At 71.8% G+C, this 18,559-nt stretch carries 16 protein-coding genes; 9 read left to right on the top strand and 7 right to left on the bottom strand.

Annotation, left to right across the window (positions count from 1 at the left end; translation table 11 throughout):
- Positions 1-34 precede the first annotated feature (34 nt).
- Together ACFQV6_RS24040 and ACFQV6_RS24035 are read left to right on the top strand one after the other, a co-directional pair.
- Positions 35-739 (top strand): VIT family protein, encoded by a 705-nt coding sequence (locus tag ACFQV6_RS24040; RefSeq protein WP_378029821.1) that lies wholly within the window; start codon positions 35-37, stop codon positions 737-739.
- 91 nt (positions 740-830) lie between these two features.
- Positions 831-3,635 carry a TIM-barrel domain-containing protein gene (locus ACFQV6_RS24035; RefSeq protein WP_378029820.1) on the top strand — a complete coding sequence of 935 codons (2,805 nt, stop codon included), beginning with the start codon at positions 831-833 and terminating at the stop codon, positions 3,633-3,635.
- Between the two features lie 215 nt (positions 3,636-3,850).
- Here ACFQV6_RS24035 and ACFQV6_RS24030 read toward each other — a convergent pair whose 3' ends face one another.
- From ACFQV6_RS24030 to ACFQV6_RS24015, 4 genes are all read right to left on the bottom strand, one after another.
- Positions 3,851-5,416: a methyl-accepting chemotaxis protein gene (locus ACFQV6_RS24030; RefSeq protein WP_378029819.1), complete on the bottom strand. Its 1,566-nt coding sequence runs from the start codon at positions 5,414-5,416 to the stop codon at positions 3,851-3,853.
- 145 nt (positions 5,417-5,561) lie between these two features.
- Positions 5,562-6,158: a hypothetical protein gene (locus ACFQV6_RS24025; RefSeq protein WP_378029818.1), complete on the bottom strand. Its 597-nt coding sequence runs from the start codon at positions 6,156-6,158 to the stop codon at positions 5,562-5,564.
- A gap of 56 nt (positions 6,159-6,214) precedes the next feature.
- Positions 6,215-7,426 carry a sensor histidine kinase gene (locus tag ACFQV6_RS24020; RefSeq protein ID WP_378029817.1) on the bottom strand — a complete coding sequence of 404 codons (1,212 nt, stop codon included), beginning with the start codon at positions 7,424-7,426 and terminating at the stop codon, positions 6,215-6,217.
- 73 nt (positions 7,427-7,499) lie between these two features.
- Positions 7,500-8,858 (bottom strand): diguanylate cyclase domain-containing protein, encoded by a 1,359-nt coding sequence (locus ACFQV6_RS24015; protein WP_378029816.1) that lies wholly within the window; start codon positions 8,856-8,858, stop codon positions 7,500-7,502.
- An 805-nt stretch (positions 8,859-9,663) separates the two neighbouring features.
- On the opposite strand from ACFQV6_RS24015, the gene ACFQV6_RS24010 reads away from it, so the two are divergent.
- The 4 genes from ACFQV6_RS24010 to ACFQV6_RS23995 all read left to right on the top strand — a co-directional run bounded on the left by ACFQV6_RS24010 (position 9,664) and on the right by ACFQV6_RS23995 (position 13,277).
- Positions 9,664-10,569, top strand: a complete 906-nt coding sequence (locus ACFQV6_RS24010) for an ABC transporter ATP-binding protein (RefSeq protein WP_378029815.1) — start codon at positions 9,664-9,666, stop codon at positions 10,567-10,569.
- 1 nt (position 10,570) lies between these two features.
- On the top strand, positions 10,571-11,299 hold the full coding sequence (locus tag ACFQV6_RS24005; RefSeq protein ID WP_378029814.1) for an ABC transporter permease: 729 nt from the start codon (positions 10,571-10,573) through the stop codon (positions 11,297-11,299).
- Between the two features lie 188 nt (positions 11,300-11,487).
- Positions 11,488-12,675, top strand: a complete 1,188-nt coding sequence (locus ACFQV6_RS24000; RefSeq protein ID WP_378029813.1) for a sensor histidine kinase — start codon at positions 11,488-11,490, stop codon at positions 12,673-12,675.
- The gene (locus ACFQV6_RS23995; protein WP_378029812.1) at positions 12,672-13,277 is read left to right on the top strand and encodes a DNA-binding response regulator; all 606 of its coding nucleotides are present in this window, start codon (positions 12,672-12,674) and stop codon (positions 13,275-13,277) included. The genes ACFQV6_RS24000 and ACFQV6_RS23995 overlap by 4 nt, the downstream gene beginning before the upstream one ends.
- A gap of 1 nt (position 13,278) precedes the next feature.
- On the opposite strand, the gene ACFQV6_RS23990 is transcribed toward ACFQV6_RS23995, so the two are convergent.
- Together ACFQV6_RS23990 and ACFQV6_RS23985 are read right to left on the bottom strand one after the other, a co-directional pair.
- Positions 13,279-15,621 (bottom strand): SDR family NAD(P)-dependent oxidoreductase, encoded by a 2,343-nt coding sequence (locus ACFQV6_RS23990; RefSeq protein WP_378029811.1) that lies wholly within the window; start codon positions 15,619-15,621, stop codon positions 13,279-13,281.
- A 143-nt stretch (positions 15,622-15,764) separates the two neighbouring features.
- Entirely contained in the window at positions 15,765-16,220 is a 456-nt protein-coding gene (locus ACFQV6_RS23985; RefSeq protein WP_378029810.1) for a hypothetical protein, read from the bottom strand.
- Positions 16,221-16,348: 128 nt separating this feature from the next.
- Between ACFQV6_RS23985 and ACFQV6_RS23980 the strand changes: the two genes are divergently transcribed.
- The 3 genes from ACFQV6_RS23980 (at position 16,349) to ACFQV6_RS23970 (ending at position 17,438) form a co-directional block, all read left to right on the top strand.
- Entirely contained in the window at positions 16,349-16,597 is a 249-nt protein-coding gene (locus ACFQV6_RS23980; RefSeq protein ID WP_378029809.1) for a hypothetical protein, read from the top strand.
- Positions 16,598-16,600: 3 nt separating this feature from the next.
- Positions 16,601-16,957, top strand: coding sequence for an HAD family hydrolase (locus ACFQV6_RS23975; protein WP_378029858.1), 357 nt, complete (start codon positions 16,601-16,603; stop codon positions 16,955-16,957).
- Between the two features lie 133 nt (positions 16,958-17,090).
- Positions 17,091-17,438, top strand: a complete 348-nt coding sequence (locus ACFQV6_RS23970) for a nitronate monooxygenase (protein WP_378029808.1) — start codon at positions 17,091-17,093, stop codon at positions 17,436-17,438.
- Here ACFQV6_RS23970 and ACFQV6_RS23965 read toward each other — a convergent pair.
- Positions 17,435-18,436: an NAD(P)H-dependent glycerol-3-phosphate dehydrogenase gene (locus ACFQV6_RS23965; RefSeq protein WP_378029807.1), complete on the bottom strand. Its 1,002-nt coding sequence runs from the start codon at positions 18,434-18,436 to the stop codon at positions 17,435-17,437. The genes ACFQV6_RS23970 and ACFQV6_RS23965 overlap by 4 nt on opposite strands.
- Between the last annotated feature and the right edge of the window lie 123 nt (positions 18,437-18,559).

Here is an 18,559-nt window from a genome sequence, read left to right as displayed (position 1 = left end):
GGAAGCCCCTGGCCGGCCGGAGCACGATGTCGTCATGCATCTCGGCGAACCGCACACCGACGACAGCCTCGCCACCCGGCTGAACTGGCTCCGGGCCGGGGTTCTCGGCGCCAACGACGGCATCGTCTCGACAGCGGGTCTTGTCGTCGGCGTCGCGGGCGCGACCCTGGACAGCGCCCCGATCGCCACGGCGGGGGTGGCCGGTCTGGTGGCCGGCGCCGTCTCGATGGCGCTGGGTGAGTACGTCTCGGTGAGCAGCCAGCGCGACACCGAACGGGCCCTGCTCGCCAAGGAGCGCACCGAGCTCGCCGAGTTCCCCGATCAGGAGCTCGACGAGCTGACCGAGCTGTACGCGGCGAAGGGCCTGACCCCGGCCACGGCACGCCGGGTGGCGGAGGAGCTGACCGCCGGTGACGCCTTCGCCGCCCACGCGGACATCGAGCTGCGCATCGACCCGGACGCATTGGCGAATCCGTGGCACGCCGCGGGCGCCTCCGCTGTCGCTTTCACCGCCGGATCGCTGCTCCCGCTGATCGCGATCCTGCTGCCGCCACCCGGCCTGCGGGTGGCCGTCACCTTCGTGGTGGTCCTCCTCGCCCTTGCGGTGACCGGCGCCCTCAGCGCCAGGCTCGGCTCGGCCCCGGCCGGGCGCGCGATCGCCAGGCTGGTGTGCGGCGGCACCGTCGCGATGGCCGTCACGTTCGGCATCGGACAGTTGGTCGGCATGACCGTGACGTGACGTACCCGCGTTCTTGATCCATTGACTTCTGTTGCCGGCGAATGACAGCGTTGTCATCGATAGGTTTCCTCGCTATCGATGGGAAGCTCCTGTGCGCGATCTTGTTCGACGGAGGGTCGCCGCCGCGGCCTCTCTGGTCCTGGTGGCGGGCGGTCTGGTACTGACACCGTCCTCGCCCGCCCGGGCCACCACCACCAAGCTGCAAACCGTCGTCTCGGGCAACGCCCGGTTCCAGGTGCTGTCGCCGACGCTGATCCGGACCGAGTACTCCCCCGGCGGCCGGTTCACCGACAAGGACACCTTCAACGTGATCGGCCGCGACGATTTCGCGCCGACCCGGTTCGCCAGGCGGATCTCGCAGGGCTGGCTGACGATCGAGACCGGCGCGGCCACCCTGCGCTACCGGGTTGGTTCCGGTCCGTTCACTGCGGACAATCTCACCGTACGCCTGAAAGCGGGCCGTCAGACGGTGACCGCCGCCCCCTGGGCCGGCCTGGGCGCACCCGACTGCGCACCCGGCGCCCTGTGCGAGGCCGAGGCGCTCGCCCTCAACGGCGTGAGCGTGGCCACCGACCACCGCGACTTCACCGGCCAGGGGTTCGCGGCCGGTTTCGAAGGCACCGGCACCTCGCTCGCCTTCGCCGTCACTCCCGCGGCCGCCGGCGCCCAGCAGCTCACCGTCCGCTACGCCAACAGCACCGGCGGGGACGGCCAGAACGTGGCCCGCACACTCACCGTCACGGTCGACGGTGTCGCCGCCGGTACGCTCACCCTGCCGCCGACCGCCAACTGGGACACCTGGGGCCTCGCCTCGGTCCCGCTCAACCTGACCGCCGGCCGGCACGAGATCAGCCTCGTGCGCACGGCGACCGACTCCGGCAACGCGAACGTCGACAGCCTGGCGGTCCTCGCGCCGGGCGCCGCCTACCCCGCGCCCACGCCGCCCAGCCCTCAGCCCTGCGCGTTCGGCGCGGTGTGCGAGGCGGACACCGGTGCGCAGGCGGGCGGGGCACGGCTCGCCGACGACCACAACGGATACTCCGGCGACGGCTTCGTGGCCGGCCTGGAACGCACCGGTGCGGGAGTCGCCCTCACCGTGACCGGCGTACCGGCCGCGGGTGACTACCGCGTGCAACTGCGGTACGCGAACGGTCAGGCCGGCAGCCAGCCGGTGCAGACACGGACGATGACCGTGACCGCCAACGACGCCACGCCGGTGACGGCGACGCTGCCGTCCACGAGCGGGTGGGACTACTGGCGTACACAATCAGTCTTGATCTCTTTGAGGGCCGGAACGAACACGGTGGCGCTCGGCTGCCCCACCGACCAGAGTTGCAACGTCAACCTGGACACCGTCGCGGTCACCGCGAAGGACGCGCCGGTGCTCGCGCCGCACGCGCCCCTCGGCGGCTACCGGCGTGGCCTGGACAACGTCAACGGCGGCGCGCGCACCTACGGCGGGCTGCTCTACCAGGACGGCTGGTCGCTGCTCGACGACTCCGCGTCGGCGCTCTACCGCCAGTCCACCGGCGCTGTGACGCCGCGCCCGGCCGCCGGCCAGGACGGATATGTCTTCGCCTACGGCCAGGACTACCGCCGCGGCCTGCGCGAACTGTCCACCCTGACCGGGCCGACGAAGCTGCTGCCCCGATGGGCCTACGGCGTCTGGTACTCGGAGTACTACGACCGCACGGCCGCCGAGTTCCAGGACATCGTGTCGCGCTTCAAGAGCGAGGGTGTGCCGCTCGACGTGCTCGTCGTCGACACCGACTTCAAGGCGCCGGACAAGTGGAACGGCTGGGGCGTCGACGCGACCCGGTTCCCCGACTGGAACGCGTTCGCCGCGAAGCTGCGCTCACAGGGTGTTCGCACCGGACTGAACGTCCACCCGAGCATCCTCGGCTCCGACCCGAAGTTCGCGCGGGCGCAGGAGATCGCCAAGGGCAAGCTGCAGCGGACCGGCTGCAACGGCGGACCCGACTGCTACGTTTTCGACTTCGGTGACCCCGACCAGCTGAAGGCGTACTTCTGGCTGCACGACCAGATCGGTGCGAAGAAGCTCGACTTCTGGTGGCTGGACTGGTGCTGCGACGCCTCCCGCTCCACCCAGGCCGGTGTCACACCGGACGCCTGGATCAACCAGAAGTACGCCGACGAGACCGGGTTCGCCTTCTCCCGGGCGTACGGTTCGCTGCAGGCCGGCGGCTACGGCAACCCGGGCCCGGTGCCGGCCGGGCCGTGGGCCGACAAGCGGACCACGCTGCACTTCACCGGCGACACCATCTCCAACTGGGAGACCCTGCGGTTCGAGGTCGGCTACACGCCCGGCGAGTCGTCGGCCACCGGGCTCGCGGCGATCAGCCACGACATCGGCGGGCACACCGGCGGGCTCCAGGAACCGGGCAGCGAGCCCGGCAGCACGAAACTGCCGGACGACCTGTACGCGCGGTGGGTGCAGATGGGCACGTTCCAGCCGATCGACCGGCTGCACTCCAACCACAGCGACCGCCTGCCCTGGCAGTACGGCGAGGCCGCAAACGCCTCCGCCAAGAAGTTCCTCAACCTGCGGAGGAAACTGCAGCCCTACACGTACGCCGCGGCGGCCGAAGCCACCCGCACCGGCACCCCGATCGTCCGGGCGATGTACCTCGCCTACCCGGGCGAGCAGGACGCCTACGCGACGGCGGGCAGCCAGTACATGTACGGCCGTGACCTGCTCGTCGCCCCGGTGACCACGCCGGGCACGACCGCGTCGACATCGGTGTGGTTCCCGCCGGGCAGCACCTGGACGGACTACTTCACCGGCAAGCGGTACGCGGGCGGCACCACCGCCTCCGTCACCACGACCCTCGACACGATGCCGGTCTTCGTCCGCTCCGGAGCACCCCGGCCGTAATCCGGCCGACGGGTGAAACACGGGGGTGCCGGGCGATCGCCCGGCACCCCCTTCACCGTCCCCGGCTGGCTCTCAGCGTTGTTTCGCGGGCCGCAACAGGCCTCTCACGCCCAGCTGGCCTTGCCCGGCTGGCTTCCAGTGCAACTTCGCGGGCCGGGACACCCAGCTGGCGCTGAGTGGGGCCTCGGCGACAGCACCCACGGGGCGCGTGGGGATCAGCGGCGGAACCCGTTGACCAGCTCCGTCAAATCGCCGGCCATCGCCGTGAGATCGGAAGCGGCCCGCTGCGTCGCCCGCGCGTTGTCGGCGGTCGCCGAGGCGATCTGGGCGACACCGGACACGGTACGAGCGACGTCGCCACTGTTCGTCGCAGCGTCAGCCACCGACCGGCTCATCTCCGCGGTCGTCGCCGTCTGCTCCTCGACCGCCGAGGCAATCGTCGTCGTGTAGTCACTGATCTTGCTGATCGCCTCGGCCGCCGCCCCACTCGACGCCTGGATGGCCCCGATACGAGCGGTGATGTCCTCGGTGGCCTTGGCCGTCTGCTGCGCCAGCTCCTTGACCTCACCCGCCACCACAGCGAACCCCTTGCCCAGCTCTCCCGCCCGCGCCGCCTCGATCGTCGCGTTCAGGGCCAGCAGGTTCGTCTGTTCCGCGATGCTGGTGATCAACCGGACCACGTCGCCGACCTCCGCGCTGGCCGCACCGAGTTCCGCGACGCGGTCAGTGGTCTGCTGCGCCACGGACATGCCCTGCTGAGCGACCTGCGCGGCCTGCCCGGCGTTGGCGGCGATCTCGGTGATCGACGCGCTCATCTCCTCCGAACCGGCGGCGATGGTCTGCACCCCGGCGTTCACCTCTTCGCTGGCGTGCGACGCGGATCCGGCTTCGGCGGACGCCTCCGCGGCGCCGGTCTGGAGCTGGGTGCTGACCGTCGACAACTCGGCCGCCGCTGACGACAGCGCCACGGCGACGCCGGCCATCCGGTTCACGCTGGCGGCCACGGCCGTGGTGCCGGCGTCGAGGTCGGCGGCCATCCGCCCCAACTCGTCACGGCCGGCGACTCCGGCGCGTACCGTCAGATCTCCGGTTGCCAGCGCGTGGGTCACCCGGCCCACCCGGGACAGGGTTGCGGTGATGCCTCGGACCACCAGAAACGCCATGCCGAGCGCCAAGATCAAGCCAACCACCAACAAGACGATCATCATCGTACGGGCGGACCGGTACGCCGCGGCCGTCTCCGCTCGCTTGTCCGCGGCAACACCCGTCTCGATCGTCACCAGCTCGTCCAGCGCGCCAACCGTAGCCGTCAGTGCCGGGCGGCCGGCGTCGTCGCGTACCTTCTCGAACCCGCGCACATCGCTGGCCTGCGCCAACGGCACCAACCGCTCGTCGCGCACCTCCCGCATCCCCGCCAAGGCGGTGCGGAACCGCTGCACCGCCTGCTCGCGGCCGGTCATGTCGGTGGAGGCGTACTCGGCGAACACCTCATCCACCCGCGCGTCCGCCTCGGCCATCGACGCGCGGTCGGCGGCCATCCCCGCCTCCTGCTGGCTGACGAGCGTGTCCAGCAGCGCCCGCCAGGACCGCTGCACCTCGTTCTGCACCGTGCCCAACTGCGCGACCGGCACCAGGTTGTCGCGATACAGGTACTCCGCCGCGTCGGCCATCTGCGACGTCTTCTGCAGACCGACCACCCCGACCGCGGCCGCCGCCAGGCCGGCGATCGCCACCGCCGTGTAGATCTTCAGCCGGATCGACAGATCGTTGAACCACCGCATCGCGACCCCCGCAACTCAGCAAGCGATACCAGCCTCATCGGCAGCCCGCACGAAGCGGCTGAGTGCGAGCGGCAGGGCGGTCTCCCCGCCCCGCCGCTCACCGCCCCGTGGGCGGCCCGTCGCCCCGCAGCCTGGCCCGCCGGGGTCAGCGACCGGCGGGCGGCGCCGTCAGCTCGGCGTGCCGGACCGTGTAGTTTCCGCGGGTCACTGTGGCGAACGCGGCCGGCGCCAGGCAGGTACCCACCCGGGCCTCACCCCACTGGCCGTTCTCGTCCTGGTCGGCGCTCGCACTCCAGGTGAAGCCGACCCGGTCACCCGCACGGCCACCGTCCTGCACGCTGAAACCGACCCTCTTACCGACGAAGTCCTTCGCGAGCTCGTCGGCCCGCGTCACGATCGCGGTGAGCGTCGCATGCCCGGGGCTGGTGATCATGCAGTCGACGGCCGCCTCGAACCGCACGGTGAGATCCTGCTCGGCCACCCAGTGCGAGACCCGGACAGTCCCCTCAGCGTCCGCGGGCGAACCGTTCTCGCCACCTTCGATCGGGATCGGCCGGCTGTACGGCACCGACCGTGCGTCGAAGGCGAACGAGCGCACGTCACCGTCCCGCCCGTACGGCAGCACGAACTCCGCCGAGCCACTCACCCGCGCCGGCCCACGCTCCGCCGCTTGCGCGGGCACCACCCCCGCCGTGACGATCGCGGCCGCCGCGGCGATGCCCCACCCGAGTGTCTTACGCACGATGTTCCTCCCCATCCGGCCGCAGGTCGCGGCCTGTCGACCTCCACAGTCGGCGATCAGCGAGAGGTTTCGATCCCTCCGCCGAGGGAGATCGCTCCCCCGCACGCGGGAAACGCGCCGGGAACGCGCGGTCCGGCGAAGGGGACGACGGCGGTGATCTCGTAGCCGCCGTCGGTGGTCGGGCCGGTGTCGAGCGTGCCGCCCAGGGCCGTCACCCGCCGGTGCATGCCGGTCAGACCGTTGCCGGCGGCATGGCCCCGGTTCGGGTCGGGGTGGTCCGGCCGGGTCGGAGCTGTGTTCCGTACGCCCAAAAGCAAGGACCCACCCGCGACCGTGACGCTGAGACGGACCGTGCTGCCCGGGGCATGGCGCGCCGCGTTCGACAGTGCCTCCTGCACGACGCGGTGCACGGTCAGCGCGGACGCCGCGGAGATGGCTACGTCGCCGGCCGCCGGATCGAGACACGCCTCCACGCTCAGGCCGGCGGCCTCGGCCCGGTCGACCAGCGTGCGCACGCCCTCGATGCCGGGCAGCGCCGGGCCGCCGGCCAGGACACCGACCAGGCAGCGCATCTCGTTCAGGGCGTCCCGGGAGGCACCCGCGATCGCGGTGAACTCGGCGGGCTGATCCTGCGGGCGGCTGTGCAACCGGTACGGTGCCGACTCGGCGCGTACCGCGATCAGCGACATGTGATGCCCGACCACGTCGTGCAACTCCCGCGCGAGAAGCGTGCGCTGCTCCTCCAGCGCCCGCCGGGTCTGCTCCGCCGACTGCCGTGCCACCACCCGCCGGCGGACCTGCACGCCGGTCACCGCGACCACGGCGACCAGCGCGACCACGGTGACCGCGTCCTGCGGCGAAACCCGAGCCACCATCGCCGCGCACGTCAGAACACCCACCCAGGCGACCACACCGGTACGGTGCCGCAGCGCCACCGCCAGGACCGTGCCCGGCAGCACCAGGAGCTGCACCGGGTGCCACGGCCAGGCGAGCCCGCCGGAAGCGACCTCGGCCGGGACGGTCACGAGGGTGGCGAGAGCGGCGAGACGCCAGGCGATCAGCGGGCTGAGGTGCACCAGTGCCACCGGGCCGGCCGCTGCAACGGCGAGAGTGGCACGTACCAGCGGCCCGGTCCCGGCCTCGCCGAGGCCGGCGAAGACGTACATCGCGAGAGCCAGCGCCGGTATCGGCCACAGCGGGCCGCCGGCGCGCCCGCGGGCCGGCACGCGGTCCGGGCCGAACACTGCCGCCAGGCCGTTGGCAATCATGGGTTCAGTCTCGGCCGCCGGCCGGAGCTACTCCATCCCGCGAGCCCCCCAGCCGATGGTCGGGTTAGCCAGACTATCGGGAGACGGTTGTGCCGTGCTTGACCGCGTACATCGCTGTGTCGGCCCGCTCGACGAGCACTGTCGCGTCGGCCGCGGCGGAGTCGGCGGTCGCTGACCCGATGCTCGCGCCGACCTGCACGGTGCGGCCGGACAGTACGAACGGCAGGCGCATCGCCCCGGACAGCTCGGCGACCAGGTCGTCGACGGCGCGGACACTGGGCACACCGCTCAGGATGGCGGCGAACTCGTCCCCGCCGAGACGGCACAACTCGTCCTCCGCCCGCAACCCGCCGCGGAGCCGCTCGGCCGCCGCCACCAGCAGGGCGTCACCGGTGGCGTGCCCGTACGCGTCGTTCACTCCCTTGAACCCGTCAAGATCGATGTAGAGCAATGCCACCAGGTGCCCGGGACGGGCATCCGGCAGCGCGGCCGCCAGGCGCCTGCTCATCTCCGTACGGTTCGGCAGCCCGGTCAGCCCGTCGTGCGCCGCCGCGTGGGCGAGCTCGTCGTGGAGCAGGCGGCGCTCGGTGACGTCGCGCTCGTTGCAGACGATGCCACCCACGGCCGGATCGGCGAGCAGGTTGCGCATCGTGGTCTCGTACCACCGCCACGCCCCGTCGCGCCGCCGCGACCGGCTCTCGAAGCGCACCTCGGCGCCGTCACCCCCGGCGATCACCTCGTCCAGGGCGGCGCGGGCCGCGGGCACGTCGTCGGGGTGCACGAACACCATCCGGTCCAGGCCGAGGACATCGTCCGGCTCCCAGCCCGCCACGTGCCGGATCGCCGGGCTGATCAGCGTGATGTGCGCGTTGGCGTCGAGCACGGCGACCACGTCGGAGGACTTCTCCACCAGTGCCCGGAAGCGCGCCTCGGCCTGGTGCAGCGCAGCGGTGGCCTCCTCGCCGCTGGCTGCCGACACCCCGACGTTGTTCAGCGCGGTCACCGCCAGCAGCAGCCCCCAGATCGCGGCACCGTCGGAATACTTCAACGGGATGATCGACGCGGCCAGCCCGGCGTGGACGGCGGCCTGCGCGGCGAGCGTGACAACAGCGGTGATGGCGCCGGCCGCGAGCCGGCTCCGCGCCCCGGACCAGCCGATGTGGACGGAGGCGATGAGGACCGCCCACGCCGGAACCATGAAGCTCCAGCCGGCGTAGGTCATCATCACGGCGGCGCCGACGTTCGCCACCGCCAGCCGCAACACGATGCGGTTGTGCATGTGGCCGCCGCCCAGCAGGCGCTGCCAGCGCTCGTGGCTGCCGGCCAGGAACAGCGCGAGCAGCCCGGTCATCACGATCGGCGAGGCCATCGAGAGACCCCACCGGTAGAACGCGTGCGTCACCAGGAACATCGCACCGACATACAAGATCATTCCCGGCACAAACGGTACGCGTCCCAACGCCCACCTAGCGCCGCCGACCGGAGGTGGCACCGACGTCGCCGTATCCATCAGGTCCCCTCTCGCGACATGCCCCTGTGCCTCATCGGCCGCGGCAGGTGAGACTTGAGCGCGGCGGGTTACCGAGACCATCTTCACCAGCCGGACCACCGGAAGCCAAGAGCCACCGCCGCCCCTCCTCCGCCACCGCCCCTCCTCCGCCGCCGCCGCCCGCCGCCGCCGCCGCCCCGCCTCCGCGGCGCCGCCCCGCCTCCGCGGCGCCGCCCCGCCTCCGCGGCGCCGCCCCGCCTCCGGCCGGGCCGCCACCGGCGGCGCGGGCGGCGGCGATGTCGCCGCGAGCGCCACCAGCACCGCGACCGCGGCGTTCACCGCGGCCGCGCACCCTCGGCCGCCACCTGCCGCGCCGCCGCCACCGCCGCGGGCGCCGCCGCGGCCGCCGGGAGTGCAGCTGGCGGGGTATGCGCGAGCGGGACGGTTTTGGGCGGGGATGGCCCACGCAGGACCGTCAGGCTTGATATCCCGCGTGGGCCATCCCCGCCCAAAACCTTGCGACTCAGGCTCCGTGTGGCGCGATGCGGTCGGGGGTTATCCGTGGTGCCGGTTAGTGCGGAGAGTTGCTGTCTGCGGAAATTCGGTGTTGCTGGGGGCGCCGTGAATTTCCGCAGTCACGGCCTTCGGCGTCTTGCGAGTGGCGGCCGTGGCGGCGGGACATTTGTCATGGGGGATTGGGGATTGGTGGATCTGCTGGGGTGGGGCGCGCGTTCATAGCGTGGTGGGCATGGGTGATTTCGTTGTGCGACTCAGGGGGATCGGGCGCCGGTTCGGGGAGGTGCGGGCTCTCGGGGGGCTCGATCTGGATGTAGGGCGGGGCACTGTTGTCGCGCTTCTTGGGCCCAATGGTGCCGGTAAGACGACTGCTATCTCGATCATGCTTGGGCTTTTGCGGGCGGATGAGGGCGCTGTGACCGTGTTCGATCAGTCGCCGGAGGAGGCGGTGCTGGCCGGGCGGGTGGGTGCGATGTTGCAGGAGGCTGGGTTTGTGGCGGGGGCGACTGTGCGGGAGGTGGTTGAGCTTGCGCGGGCTCTGTACCCGCGGCCTCTCGAGACTGCGCGGGTGCTTGCGGTGGCGGGGCTGACGGAGCGGGCGGGGCGGCGGGTCGACAAGTTGTCGGCGGGTGAGACGCAGCGGGCGCGGTTTGCGTTTGCGCTGGCTGGGGATCCGGATCTGCTGGTTCTGGACGAGCCGACTGCGTCGATGGACGTGGCTGCGCGGAGGGCTTTCTGGGATGCCGTTCGGCGGTATGCGGAGGAGGGGCACACCGTTTTGTTCAGTACTCATCAGTTGCATGAGGCTGACGAGTTCGCTGATCGGATTGTGGTGATCGCTTCCGGTCGGGTGGTGGCTGACGGGACGCCGGCGCAGGTTCGGGCGATGAGCGGTTTGGAGAGCACCGCTTCGCTTGATGCGGTCTTTCTGAGCCTGATCGAAACGGTCACGGCGACCCGGGCTGAAGCGGGTGCGGTGGGCGGAGCCGACACGGGTGTGGCGGGCGGAACTCAGGCGGGTGTGGCGGGCGGAGCTGACGCGGGTGTGGCGGGCGGAGCTGACGCGGGTGTGGCGGGCGGAGCTGACGCGGGTGTGGCGACCAAAGACGCGGGCGTGGCGACTGCGGAGGAGCACTGAGATGCGGGCCTATTTGCGGTTTGAGTTGCGGCGGTTGGTTCGGGATCCCCGGGTGCTGATTTTTTCGGTGTTTGGGCCGGTTGCTACTTATCTGATCTTTTCGGGGTGGTCGGCCAGTGATCGGTTGGAGGGGGTGGCGGGGCCTGCCGCGATCATGATCGGGCTGGCTGGTTATGGGGCTGTGGCGGGGGCGCTTTCGGTGGGTGCGGCGGTTTCGCAGGAGCGTGCGGCGGGGTGGTTGCGGCAGCTGCGTGTCACTCCGCTGCCGGCTTGGCGGGCGGTTTCGGTCAAGGCCTTCATCTGTACGGTCAACGCGGTGCCGCCGGTCGTAGCGGTCGGCATCGCCGCGCGGGTGCAGCACGATGTCGACCTGGGTGCCGGCCGGTGGGTAGCGCTGTTGTTGCTGATGTGGGCCGGGACGGTGCCGTTCGCCCTGCTCGGGCTCGCCATCGGGTACGGACTCGGCCCGCAGCTGGCCCAGGCGGTCAACTTCCTGGTCTTTCTCGGGCTGGCGGTGCTCGGCGGTCTGCTGGTGCCCGCGACATATTTCCCGGACGTCCTGCGCCAGGTGGCCCACGCGATGCCGACCTATCGGTACGCCGAACTCGGCTGGCGAACGGCGGCCGGCCTGGTGCCGAGCGGGGTGGGGCTGGCGGTGCTCGCGGCGTGGACAGTGGTGTTCGCGGCGGTCGCGGCTGGGGCGTACCGGCGTTCCACCGCGCGCGGCTGACGATCGCTAACGTGTCGATCATGCCCGATTTCCCGGCGGTGACACCCGCACGAAGCTCGACATCCGCAGAGAGCTCGACACCTACAGGGCGGCTGGCACCGGTGGGGCAGGCACCCGTGGGGCCGGCACCCGTGGGGCCGGCACCCGTGCGGCGGCTGACAACTGTGCGGCGCCGTGGGTTCGCGCTCGTGGCGGCGCACACGCTGTGGCTGTGGTTCCTGCTGCCGGCGGCTGCCGCGATCGGGAACGGTCAGGTGCGGCCGACGGTTCCGGCGGCGGCGGGGCTTGTCGTCTTCGCGGTGCTTTACATCGCGCTCGTGGCGGTGCCCGTGGCGAGCCTGCCTGTCCGGCCTGTTGTGCACCACGCCGGGCTGGTGGTGCTGGCGCTGCTCGGTGCCGGGCTCGCCGCCGTGTACGCCGGTGGGCCGGAGGGCTGGCTGATCCTGTTGCTGTACGTGTGCTCGGCCGGCGCCGTGGGCCTGACCAGGACGGCCTGGGCGTTCGGCTGGGTTGCGGGCAGCACCGGTGCGGTTCTGGTGATCGGCGCGGCGCACCGGCTGCCCGCCGGTGACACCGTCCAGGCGGCGCTGATCACCCTGCTGGCGGGTGCGATGACGCTCGCCTTCACCCGGTTCGTCCGCCTGGTCGAGGAGCTTCGCCGCACGCAGCGGGAACTGGCCCGTACGGTGGTGGAGCGGGAACGGCTGCGGTTCGCCAAGGATCTGCACGACCTGCTCGGGCACACCCTGTCCCTGGTGGTGGTGAAGGCTGAGGTGGTGCGCCGTCTCACCCCGACCGATCCTGATCGTGCCGCGGCGGAGGCGGCCGACATCGAGCGGATCGGCCGGACCGCGCTCGCCGAGGTACGCGAGGCCGTCACGGGGTATCGGGAGCACACGTTCGACCGCGAACTCGACAACGCGCGGGCGGTCCTGGCGGACGTCGGCATCGCGGTCTCCGTACAGGAAACCGGGTCTGACCTTGATCTTGAGGCCGGTGACGCGTTCCGCTGGGTGCTGCGGGAGGGTGTGACGAACGTGCTGCGGCACAGCCGGGCACGACGCTGCGACATCACGGTGAGCGTTGATGACGGCGAATCGGTGCTCACCGTGCGCGACGATGGTGTGGGTGGCCGGCCGGAGCCGGGGAACGGCCTGCGCGGTCTCAGCGAACGGCTCGAGCAGGCGGGTGGCACGCTGGAGGTCGGACCGGCGCGCGGCGGCGGAATGCTGCTCACCGCCCGCGTTCCCGCACCAGCGTCAGAAACGGCGCACGAAAAGACGCCGGAAAAGACGCCGGAAAAGGCGCCCGCCACGGCGCCCGAAAAGGCGCCCGAGGAGACGTCCGAAAACGCCCATCGGAGGGCGACCGGATGATCCGGCTGCTGCTCGCCGAGGACCAGGGGATGATGCGCGGCGCCCTCGCCCTGCTGCTCGGCCTCGAACCCGACATCGAGGTGGTGGCCCAGGCCGGGACCGCCGCCGAGACGCTCGAGGCCGCCCTCCGGGTACGCCCGGACGTGGCCCTGCTGGACATCGAGATGCCGGACGGCAGCAACCTCGACACCGCGGCCGTGCTGCGCGAGAAGCTGCCCGGCTGCCGGGTGCTGATCCTGACCACTTTCGGACGGCCGGGCTATCTGCGGCGGGCGATGGAGGCCGGCGCCGCGGGTTTCCTGGTCAAGGACGGTCCGGTAGAGGAACTGGCCGCGTCAGTGCGCCGGGTGCTTGCCGGTGAGCGGGTCATCGATCCGGCGCTGGCTGCGGCCGCGCTGTCGACAGGCCCGAACCCGCTGACCGAAAGGGAACAGGACGTCCTGGCCGCTGCCGTGGACGGCGCCACGGTTGCCGACATCGCCGCCCGGCTGCACCTGTCCGAGAGCACGGTCCGCAACTACCTGTCGGCGGCGATCGGCAAGACCGGGACCCGCAACCGCATCGAGGCCGCTCTCAGCGCTCGGGACAGCGGCTGGATCTGAATCACCGCTCGCGCAGCGGTTTTCCGGTCGCTGTGCGGCGCAGTTCGGCGACGACGACGATCTCCCGCGGGCGCTCGGCACGGGACAGCCGCGTGCCCAGCCACTCCCCCAGCTGTGCGGCGGTCAGCGACCGGCCGGGCCGGACCTCCACCGTGGCGCGCAGCCGCTGACCGAATTCCGCGTCGGCGACCGGTTCCAGCAACGCGTCGGCCACGTCGGGGTGGCTGGTGACGATCGCGGCGACCGGGCCGGGATACACGTTCTCCCCGCCCGAGACGATCATGTCGTCGAGCCGCCCGTCGACGAACAGCCGGCCCGCCAGGTCGACGTGGCCCAGGTCGCCGGTCGCGAACCACCGGCCGCCCGGGTGCCAGCCCCGGACCTGGATCTCGCCGATCCGGCCCGGCGGCAGCGTCGTCCGGCCCGGCGGCAGCGTCGTCCGGCCCGGCGGCAGCGTCGTATCGTCCGGCTCGACGACCCGGATGCCCACCCCTCGCGGGGCGCGGCCGACCGTACCGGGGGCCGCGCGCAGGTCAGCCGGGGTGGCCATCGCCGCCCATCCGGCCTCCGTGGTGCCGTACATGTTGAACACCCGGTCACCGAGGCGTTCGCGCAGCCGCTCGCACAGGTCGGCGGTCAGCGGTGCGGCGCCGCTGACCACACAGCGGAGCGAGTCCAGGGCCGGCCATCGCGGCAGGTCGCACATCCGGCGCAGCTGAATCGGCAGCGCGAACAGCAGGCCGGCGCGGTGGTCGGCGACCGCGTTCAGGATCCGTTCCGGGTCGCCGCCGGGCACCAGGACCACCGGGGCGCCCAGGGCAAGTCCGGCGGAGAGGTAGGTGAGGCCGTACCCGTGATCCGGTGGGGTGGCCACGACGATGGCCTCGCCGGGCCGCACCGGGGTGAGCCGCAGGTGGGCGGTCACCGGTCCGAGCAGCATGCGCAGGGGGAACGGGCGGGACACGCTGCGCGGCACCCCGGTCGTGCCGGAGGTCAGCACGGACACGCGCCCGGCCCTGCTCACCGCGGGTTTCCCACCGCCGTGCCCGGCGAGCAACTCCGGCCAGGACATCGACGGCAGGTCACCGATGCCGCCACCGGGTTCGTGCACCAGACCGGCGGCGCCTTCGCGGCGCAACACCTCGGCGGTACGGTCGCGGGGCAGATCCGGCGGCAGCAGCACCACGTCGACGCCGAGCCGGGCCAGCCCGGCCGCCGCCGCCACGAAACCCCGATGACCGGCACAGGCCAGCCCGACCCGGTCGCCGGCTCGCACGCCGAGCCCCACTGTCGCGTTGACAGCGCAGGCGTCAGCCAGCGCGTCCAGCTCCGGATAGGTGACCGGCCCCTCCGCGTCCACGAGCGCGAGCCCTTCCGGCGGCCCCGCCGCGAGCGCCGCGGCCAGGCTGCGCCCGTGCCGGTGACCGGCGCGCAGCATCCGCACCACCCGTGCCGGGCGCCACAGCCCGGCCGCCGCCAGCACCCGCAGCGGCTGGGCGGCGTCGAGAACCCGCACCCCAGCGGCCAGCGCGCGCTCGACGGTCCGGGGCATCACCGCCGACACCACCGCCCCGATCCGGGCCCACCACGGCCACCACGACCGGCGATGCGCCACCGCACGGCACACGATCTCCGCTGCCTCGGCCGCCGACATCACCGGAACCCGCTGGTAGTGCGGCGTCGGCGCGCTCATCCGGGTGCGGACCAGGTTGCAGTACACCGTGCTGACCGTGACGCCGTCCCGCCGCAACTCCACAGCCGCACTGCGCAGCCACGTATCGAACGCCGCCTTGGAAGCGTGGTAGGCCGACCAGTTCGGCGTGGCCATCGACAGCCCGGCCGTCGACACGTTCACGATGTGCCCACCACCGGCCGCCCGCATCGCCGGCAGCAGCACCAGCAGCAACTGAGCGGGCCCCAGATAATTCAGGCTCGTGGTCCGCTGAACGTCGTGAAACCGGTCGGCCGTGTCCGCAACCGATCGCCGGATGGACCGACCGGCATTGTTCACCACAACATCGATCCGGCCATACTGCGACACCAGGTCCGCGGCGAGGGCGGCGGCTGCGTCCGGCAAGGACAGATCAGTCTGGTGTACGAATGAGCGCCCACCCGCCTCTTCGATGGCCACCCGCACCCGCTCGAGCCGTTCGGCGGTGCGCGCCACCAGCAGCACAGTCGCACCGGCCGCCGCGAGCCGCCGGGCCGTCGCCGCGCCGATCCCCTCCGACGCCCCGGTCACCAGCACGATCCGGCCGTCCACCGCCGCCCGGAGCCGCCGCTCCCGCGGCCCGCGCCCGGTGATCCCCGCCGCGATCCGCACCCACCGCCTGAGTTGATCCACCGCGCCATTGTGTGGTGCCACGGCACGACCGCGCTCCCCCGGCGGTGATCGCCCCCGGTGGCTGCCCCGGCCGGCCCCCAGTGCTCCTTCACGCGCCCGGGTGCCCTGCGCCGATGAGAAGTCGGCGCAGGGCGGTGTATCGATCAGTGCCAGACCGTGTAGCGGACGACCTGCGGTGCGGGTTCGAGGTAGTCAATCTGGTACAGGACCCGGAACTGCACCCCGGCCGGTACGCCCGTGGCGAGGACTGTGCGGACCCGTGGTGTGGGCGAGCACGCTTCCACCGGCTCGGTGTAGGTGGGATCACGCCCGTCTGCGGACAGCAGGGCTACCAGGAAGGTCTGGCAGGTGTCGGCGGAGTTGGCGGCGTCCCTGATCCCGGAGACCGAGATCGTGGTGCAGGCCGCATTGTCGTCGTTGATCGGCTTGGAGGCGATGCGGCCGCCGGCGTAGAAGTCCGCGCGGGGCCGGGCGGGCGTACACCGCGGTGCGGAGCCGGAGCCGGAGCCGGAAGCGGGCGCGGCGCCGGCGGGAGTGGGTGAGATCGCGGCAACGCTGGTAGTCAACGCCGCGGTGATGACGCAGGTGAGTTTCTTCATGCCGACACCGTCCTCTCGCAGTCACCCAGAGTGCCGACTTCGCCACTCAGCTGGCACTTAGCCGGGAGATACGCCAGCCACGGCGCTTGTACCCGGAGCCGCTGGACGTCGATGCGTAAAGTCCGCTCATGGCGATTCGGGCGGTTGTCTTCGATGTCGGGGGCGTGTTGGCGCTGGTGGAACCGATGGACTTCGACCGGCGGTGGGAGGCCGAGCTCGGCCTGCCCGAGAAGACCACCACCACTGTCATGGCCGACGTCTGGGACGCCGGAGCGGTGGGCGGGGTGACCGAGGCCGAGGTGCACCGGGCCATGGCTGAGCGGCTGGGGCTCACCGCGGAGCAGGTCGGCGCCGTGATGGCTGACATGTGGCGGTAGTACCTGGGTGTCGCCAACACGGAACTGATCGAGTATGCCCGTGCGCTGCGACCGGCATATCGCACCGGGATCCTGAGCAACAGCTTCGTCGGGGCGCGTGAGCGGGAGCACCAGCGGTACGGCTTCGGCGACCTGGTCGACGACTTGATCTACTCCCATGAGGTGGGGATGAACAAGCCGGACCCCGCCCTGTGGGAGCTGACGTGCCGCCGCATGGGGGTGGCGCCTGACGAGATGGTGTTCGTCGACAACGTGCCGCAGCTTGTGGACAGCGCGCTGGCGTTCGGCATCAACGCCGTACTGATGAAGGAGACGGGTCAGGTGATCGCCGACATCAACGCGATGCTGTCCGTCGGCTGACAGGCTCGGCGCGACGATCGTGCCATCGTCGACCGGATGGAGCTGCGAACCAGGTTCACCGAGGAGTACGGGCTTTCCACTCCGATCGCGCAGGCCGGGATGGCGTTCGTCGCGATGACGCCAGGTCGGATCGGTGGACGCGGCGAAACAGGCGGTCGACGACGGGGTCGACGTGGTGGTCGCTCAGGGCCTGGAGGCGGGCGGGCACAACTATGCGACGCTGCCGACGTTCGCGCTGGTGCCGCTCGTGGTGGACGCCGTCGCGCCGGCGCTGGTGCTCGCCGCCGGCGGGATCGCTGACGGGCGCGGGCTGGCGGCGGCGCTGATGCTGGGCGCGGACGGGGATCGGGCGGACCAGCCTCGGTGGCCAGGAGATCGACATCCCCCGGTTCTCCAACCTCGTACCGATGCGCGTCACCACCGGCGACCTGGACCAGATGCCGCTGCTGGTGCCGGGCGCAGCTGGGCCGGCGGTTCCTAGCCGGGTTCGGATTCGTGGCCGGCGGGGTGGGCGCGGAGCAGGCCGTCGTAGGCGCGCTCGGCGGTGATGTCGCCGGTGATGACGCGGTGGATCGTGCGGGTGATGGGCATGGCCAGGCCGTGGAGGTCGGCCAGGCGGACCGCGGCGTGCACCGTCTTGACTCCCTCGGCGACCTGGCCCATCTCGGCGAGGATGTCGTCCAGGCTTCGGCCGCGGCCGAGTTGCTCGCCGACGTGCCGGTTGCGGCTGTGCGGGCTGATGCAGGTTGCCACCAGGTCGCCCATTCCGGCCAGACCGGCGAGGGTGTTCGGCTCGCCGCCCATCGCGACCGCCAGTGTGGTCAGCTCGGCGAGTCCGCGGGAGATCACCCCGGCTCGGGTGTTGTCGCCGACGCCGAGGCCCTGGGCGATGCCGGTGGCGATCGCCACGACGTTCTTCAGCGCTCCGCCGACCTCGCAGCCGATTACGTCGTGGTTGGTGTACACGCGCAGCAGACCCCGCCGGAACACCCGCTGAATCTCGGTGGCGACGGTCAGATCGTCCGTGGCGATCACGGTGGCCGCCGCCATGCCCGCCATGATCTCCTTGGCCAGGTTGGGGCCGGTGAGCGCGGCGGCCGGGTGTCCCGGCAGTACCTCCTTGATCACCTCGGTCATCCGCAGCAGGGAGTCACGCTCCAGGCCCTTGCTGAGGCTCACCACCGGGATCCACGGGTGCAGATCGGGCCGGACCTGCTCCAGAGTGGCGCGGAACGCTCCGGTCGGCACGCCGACGACGAGCAACTCCGCGTGGGCTGCCGCCTCGGTGAGGTCCGCGGTGGCGCGGAGCCGGCCGGGAAGCGGAAAGCCCTCGAGGTAACGCTCGTTGCTGTGCTTGGTGTTGATCTCGTCCGCGGTGGCCGGACTGCGTGCCCAGATCAGCGATTCGTGATCGCGGCGGGAGAGGACGGACGCAACCGTGGTACCCCACGAACCGGCGCCGAGCACGGTGATCCGCATGCTTCCCCTTTTCCGTCGGCACGCACCTCGCCCGGCCCGCACGGCTGGGCTCACCCGGGTGGACGGGCCACCGCGGTGCCAGTTGACAATACGGTGGCAAGGGGCGCTTCAGGTGCCGTCGAC

This window comes from Actinoplanes sp. GCM10030250, assembly GCF_042666575.1.
Taxonomy (GTDB): Bacteria; Actinomycetota; Actinomycetes; order Mycobacteriales; family Micromonosporaceae; genus Actinoplanes.
This window is presented reverse-complemented; position numbering and strand designations above follow the sequence as displayed.

Bases quoted from the DNA above. Each gene is read 5' to 3' on its own strand.
- ACFQV6_RS24040 (WP_378029821.1), top strand. From the start codon at position 35: ATGCATCTCGGCGAACCGCACACCGACGACAGCCTCGCCACCCGGCTG.
- ACFQV6_RS24030 (WP_378029819.1), bottom strand. From the start codon at position 5,416: ATGCGGTGGTTCAACGATCTGTCGATCCGGCTGAAGATCTACACGGCG.
- ACFQV6_RS24020 (WP_378029817.1), bottom strand. From the start codon at position 7,426: ATGATTGCCAACGGCCTGGCGGCAGTGTTCGGCCCGGACCGCGTGCCG.
- ACFQV6_RS24015 (WP_378029816.1), bottom strand. From the start codon at position 8,858: ATGATCTTGTATGTCGGTGCGATGTTCCTGGTGACGCACGCGTTCTAC.
- ACFQV6_RS24010 (WP_378029815.1), top strand. From the start codon at position 9,664: ATGGGTGATTTCGTTGTGCGACTCAGGGGGATCGGGCGCCGGTTCGGG.
- ACFQV6_RS24005 (WP_378029814.1), top strand. From the start codon at position 10,571: ATGCGGGCCTATTTGCGGTTTGAGTTGCGGCGGTTGGTTCGGGATCCC.
- ACFQV6_RS23995 (WP_378029812.1), top strand. From the start codon at position 12,672: ATGATCCGGCTGCTGCTCGCCGAGGACCAGGGGATGATGCGCGGCGCC.
- ACFQV6_RS23985 (WP_378029810.1), bottom strand. From the start codon at position 16,220: ATGAAGAAACTCACCTGCGTCATCACCGCGGCGTTGACTACCAGCGTT.
- ACFQV6_RS23980 (WP_378029809.1), top strand. From the start codon at position 16,349: ATGGCGATTCGGGCGGTTGTCTTCGATGTCGGGGGCGTGTTGGCGCTG.
- ACFQV6_RS23965 (WP_378029807.1), bottom strand. From the start codon at position 18,436: ATGCGGATCACCGTGCTCGGCGCCGGTTCGTGGGGTACCACGGTTGCG.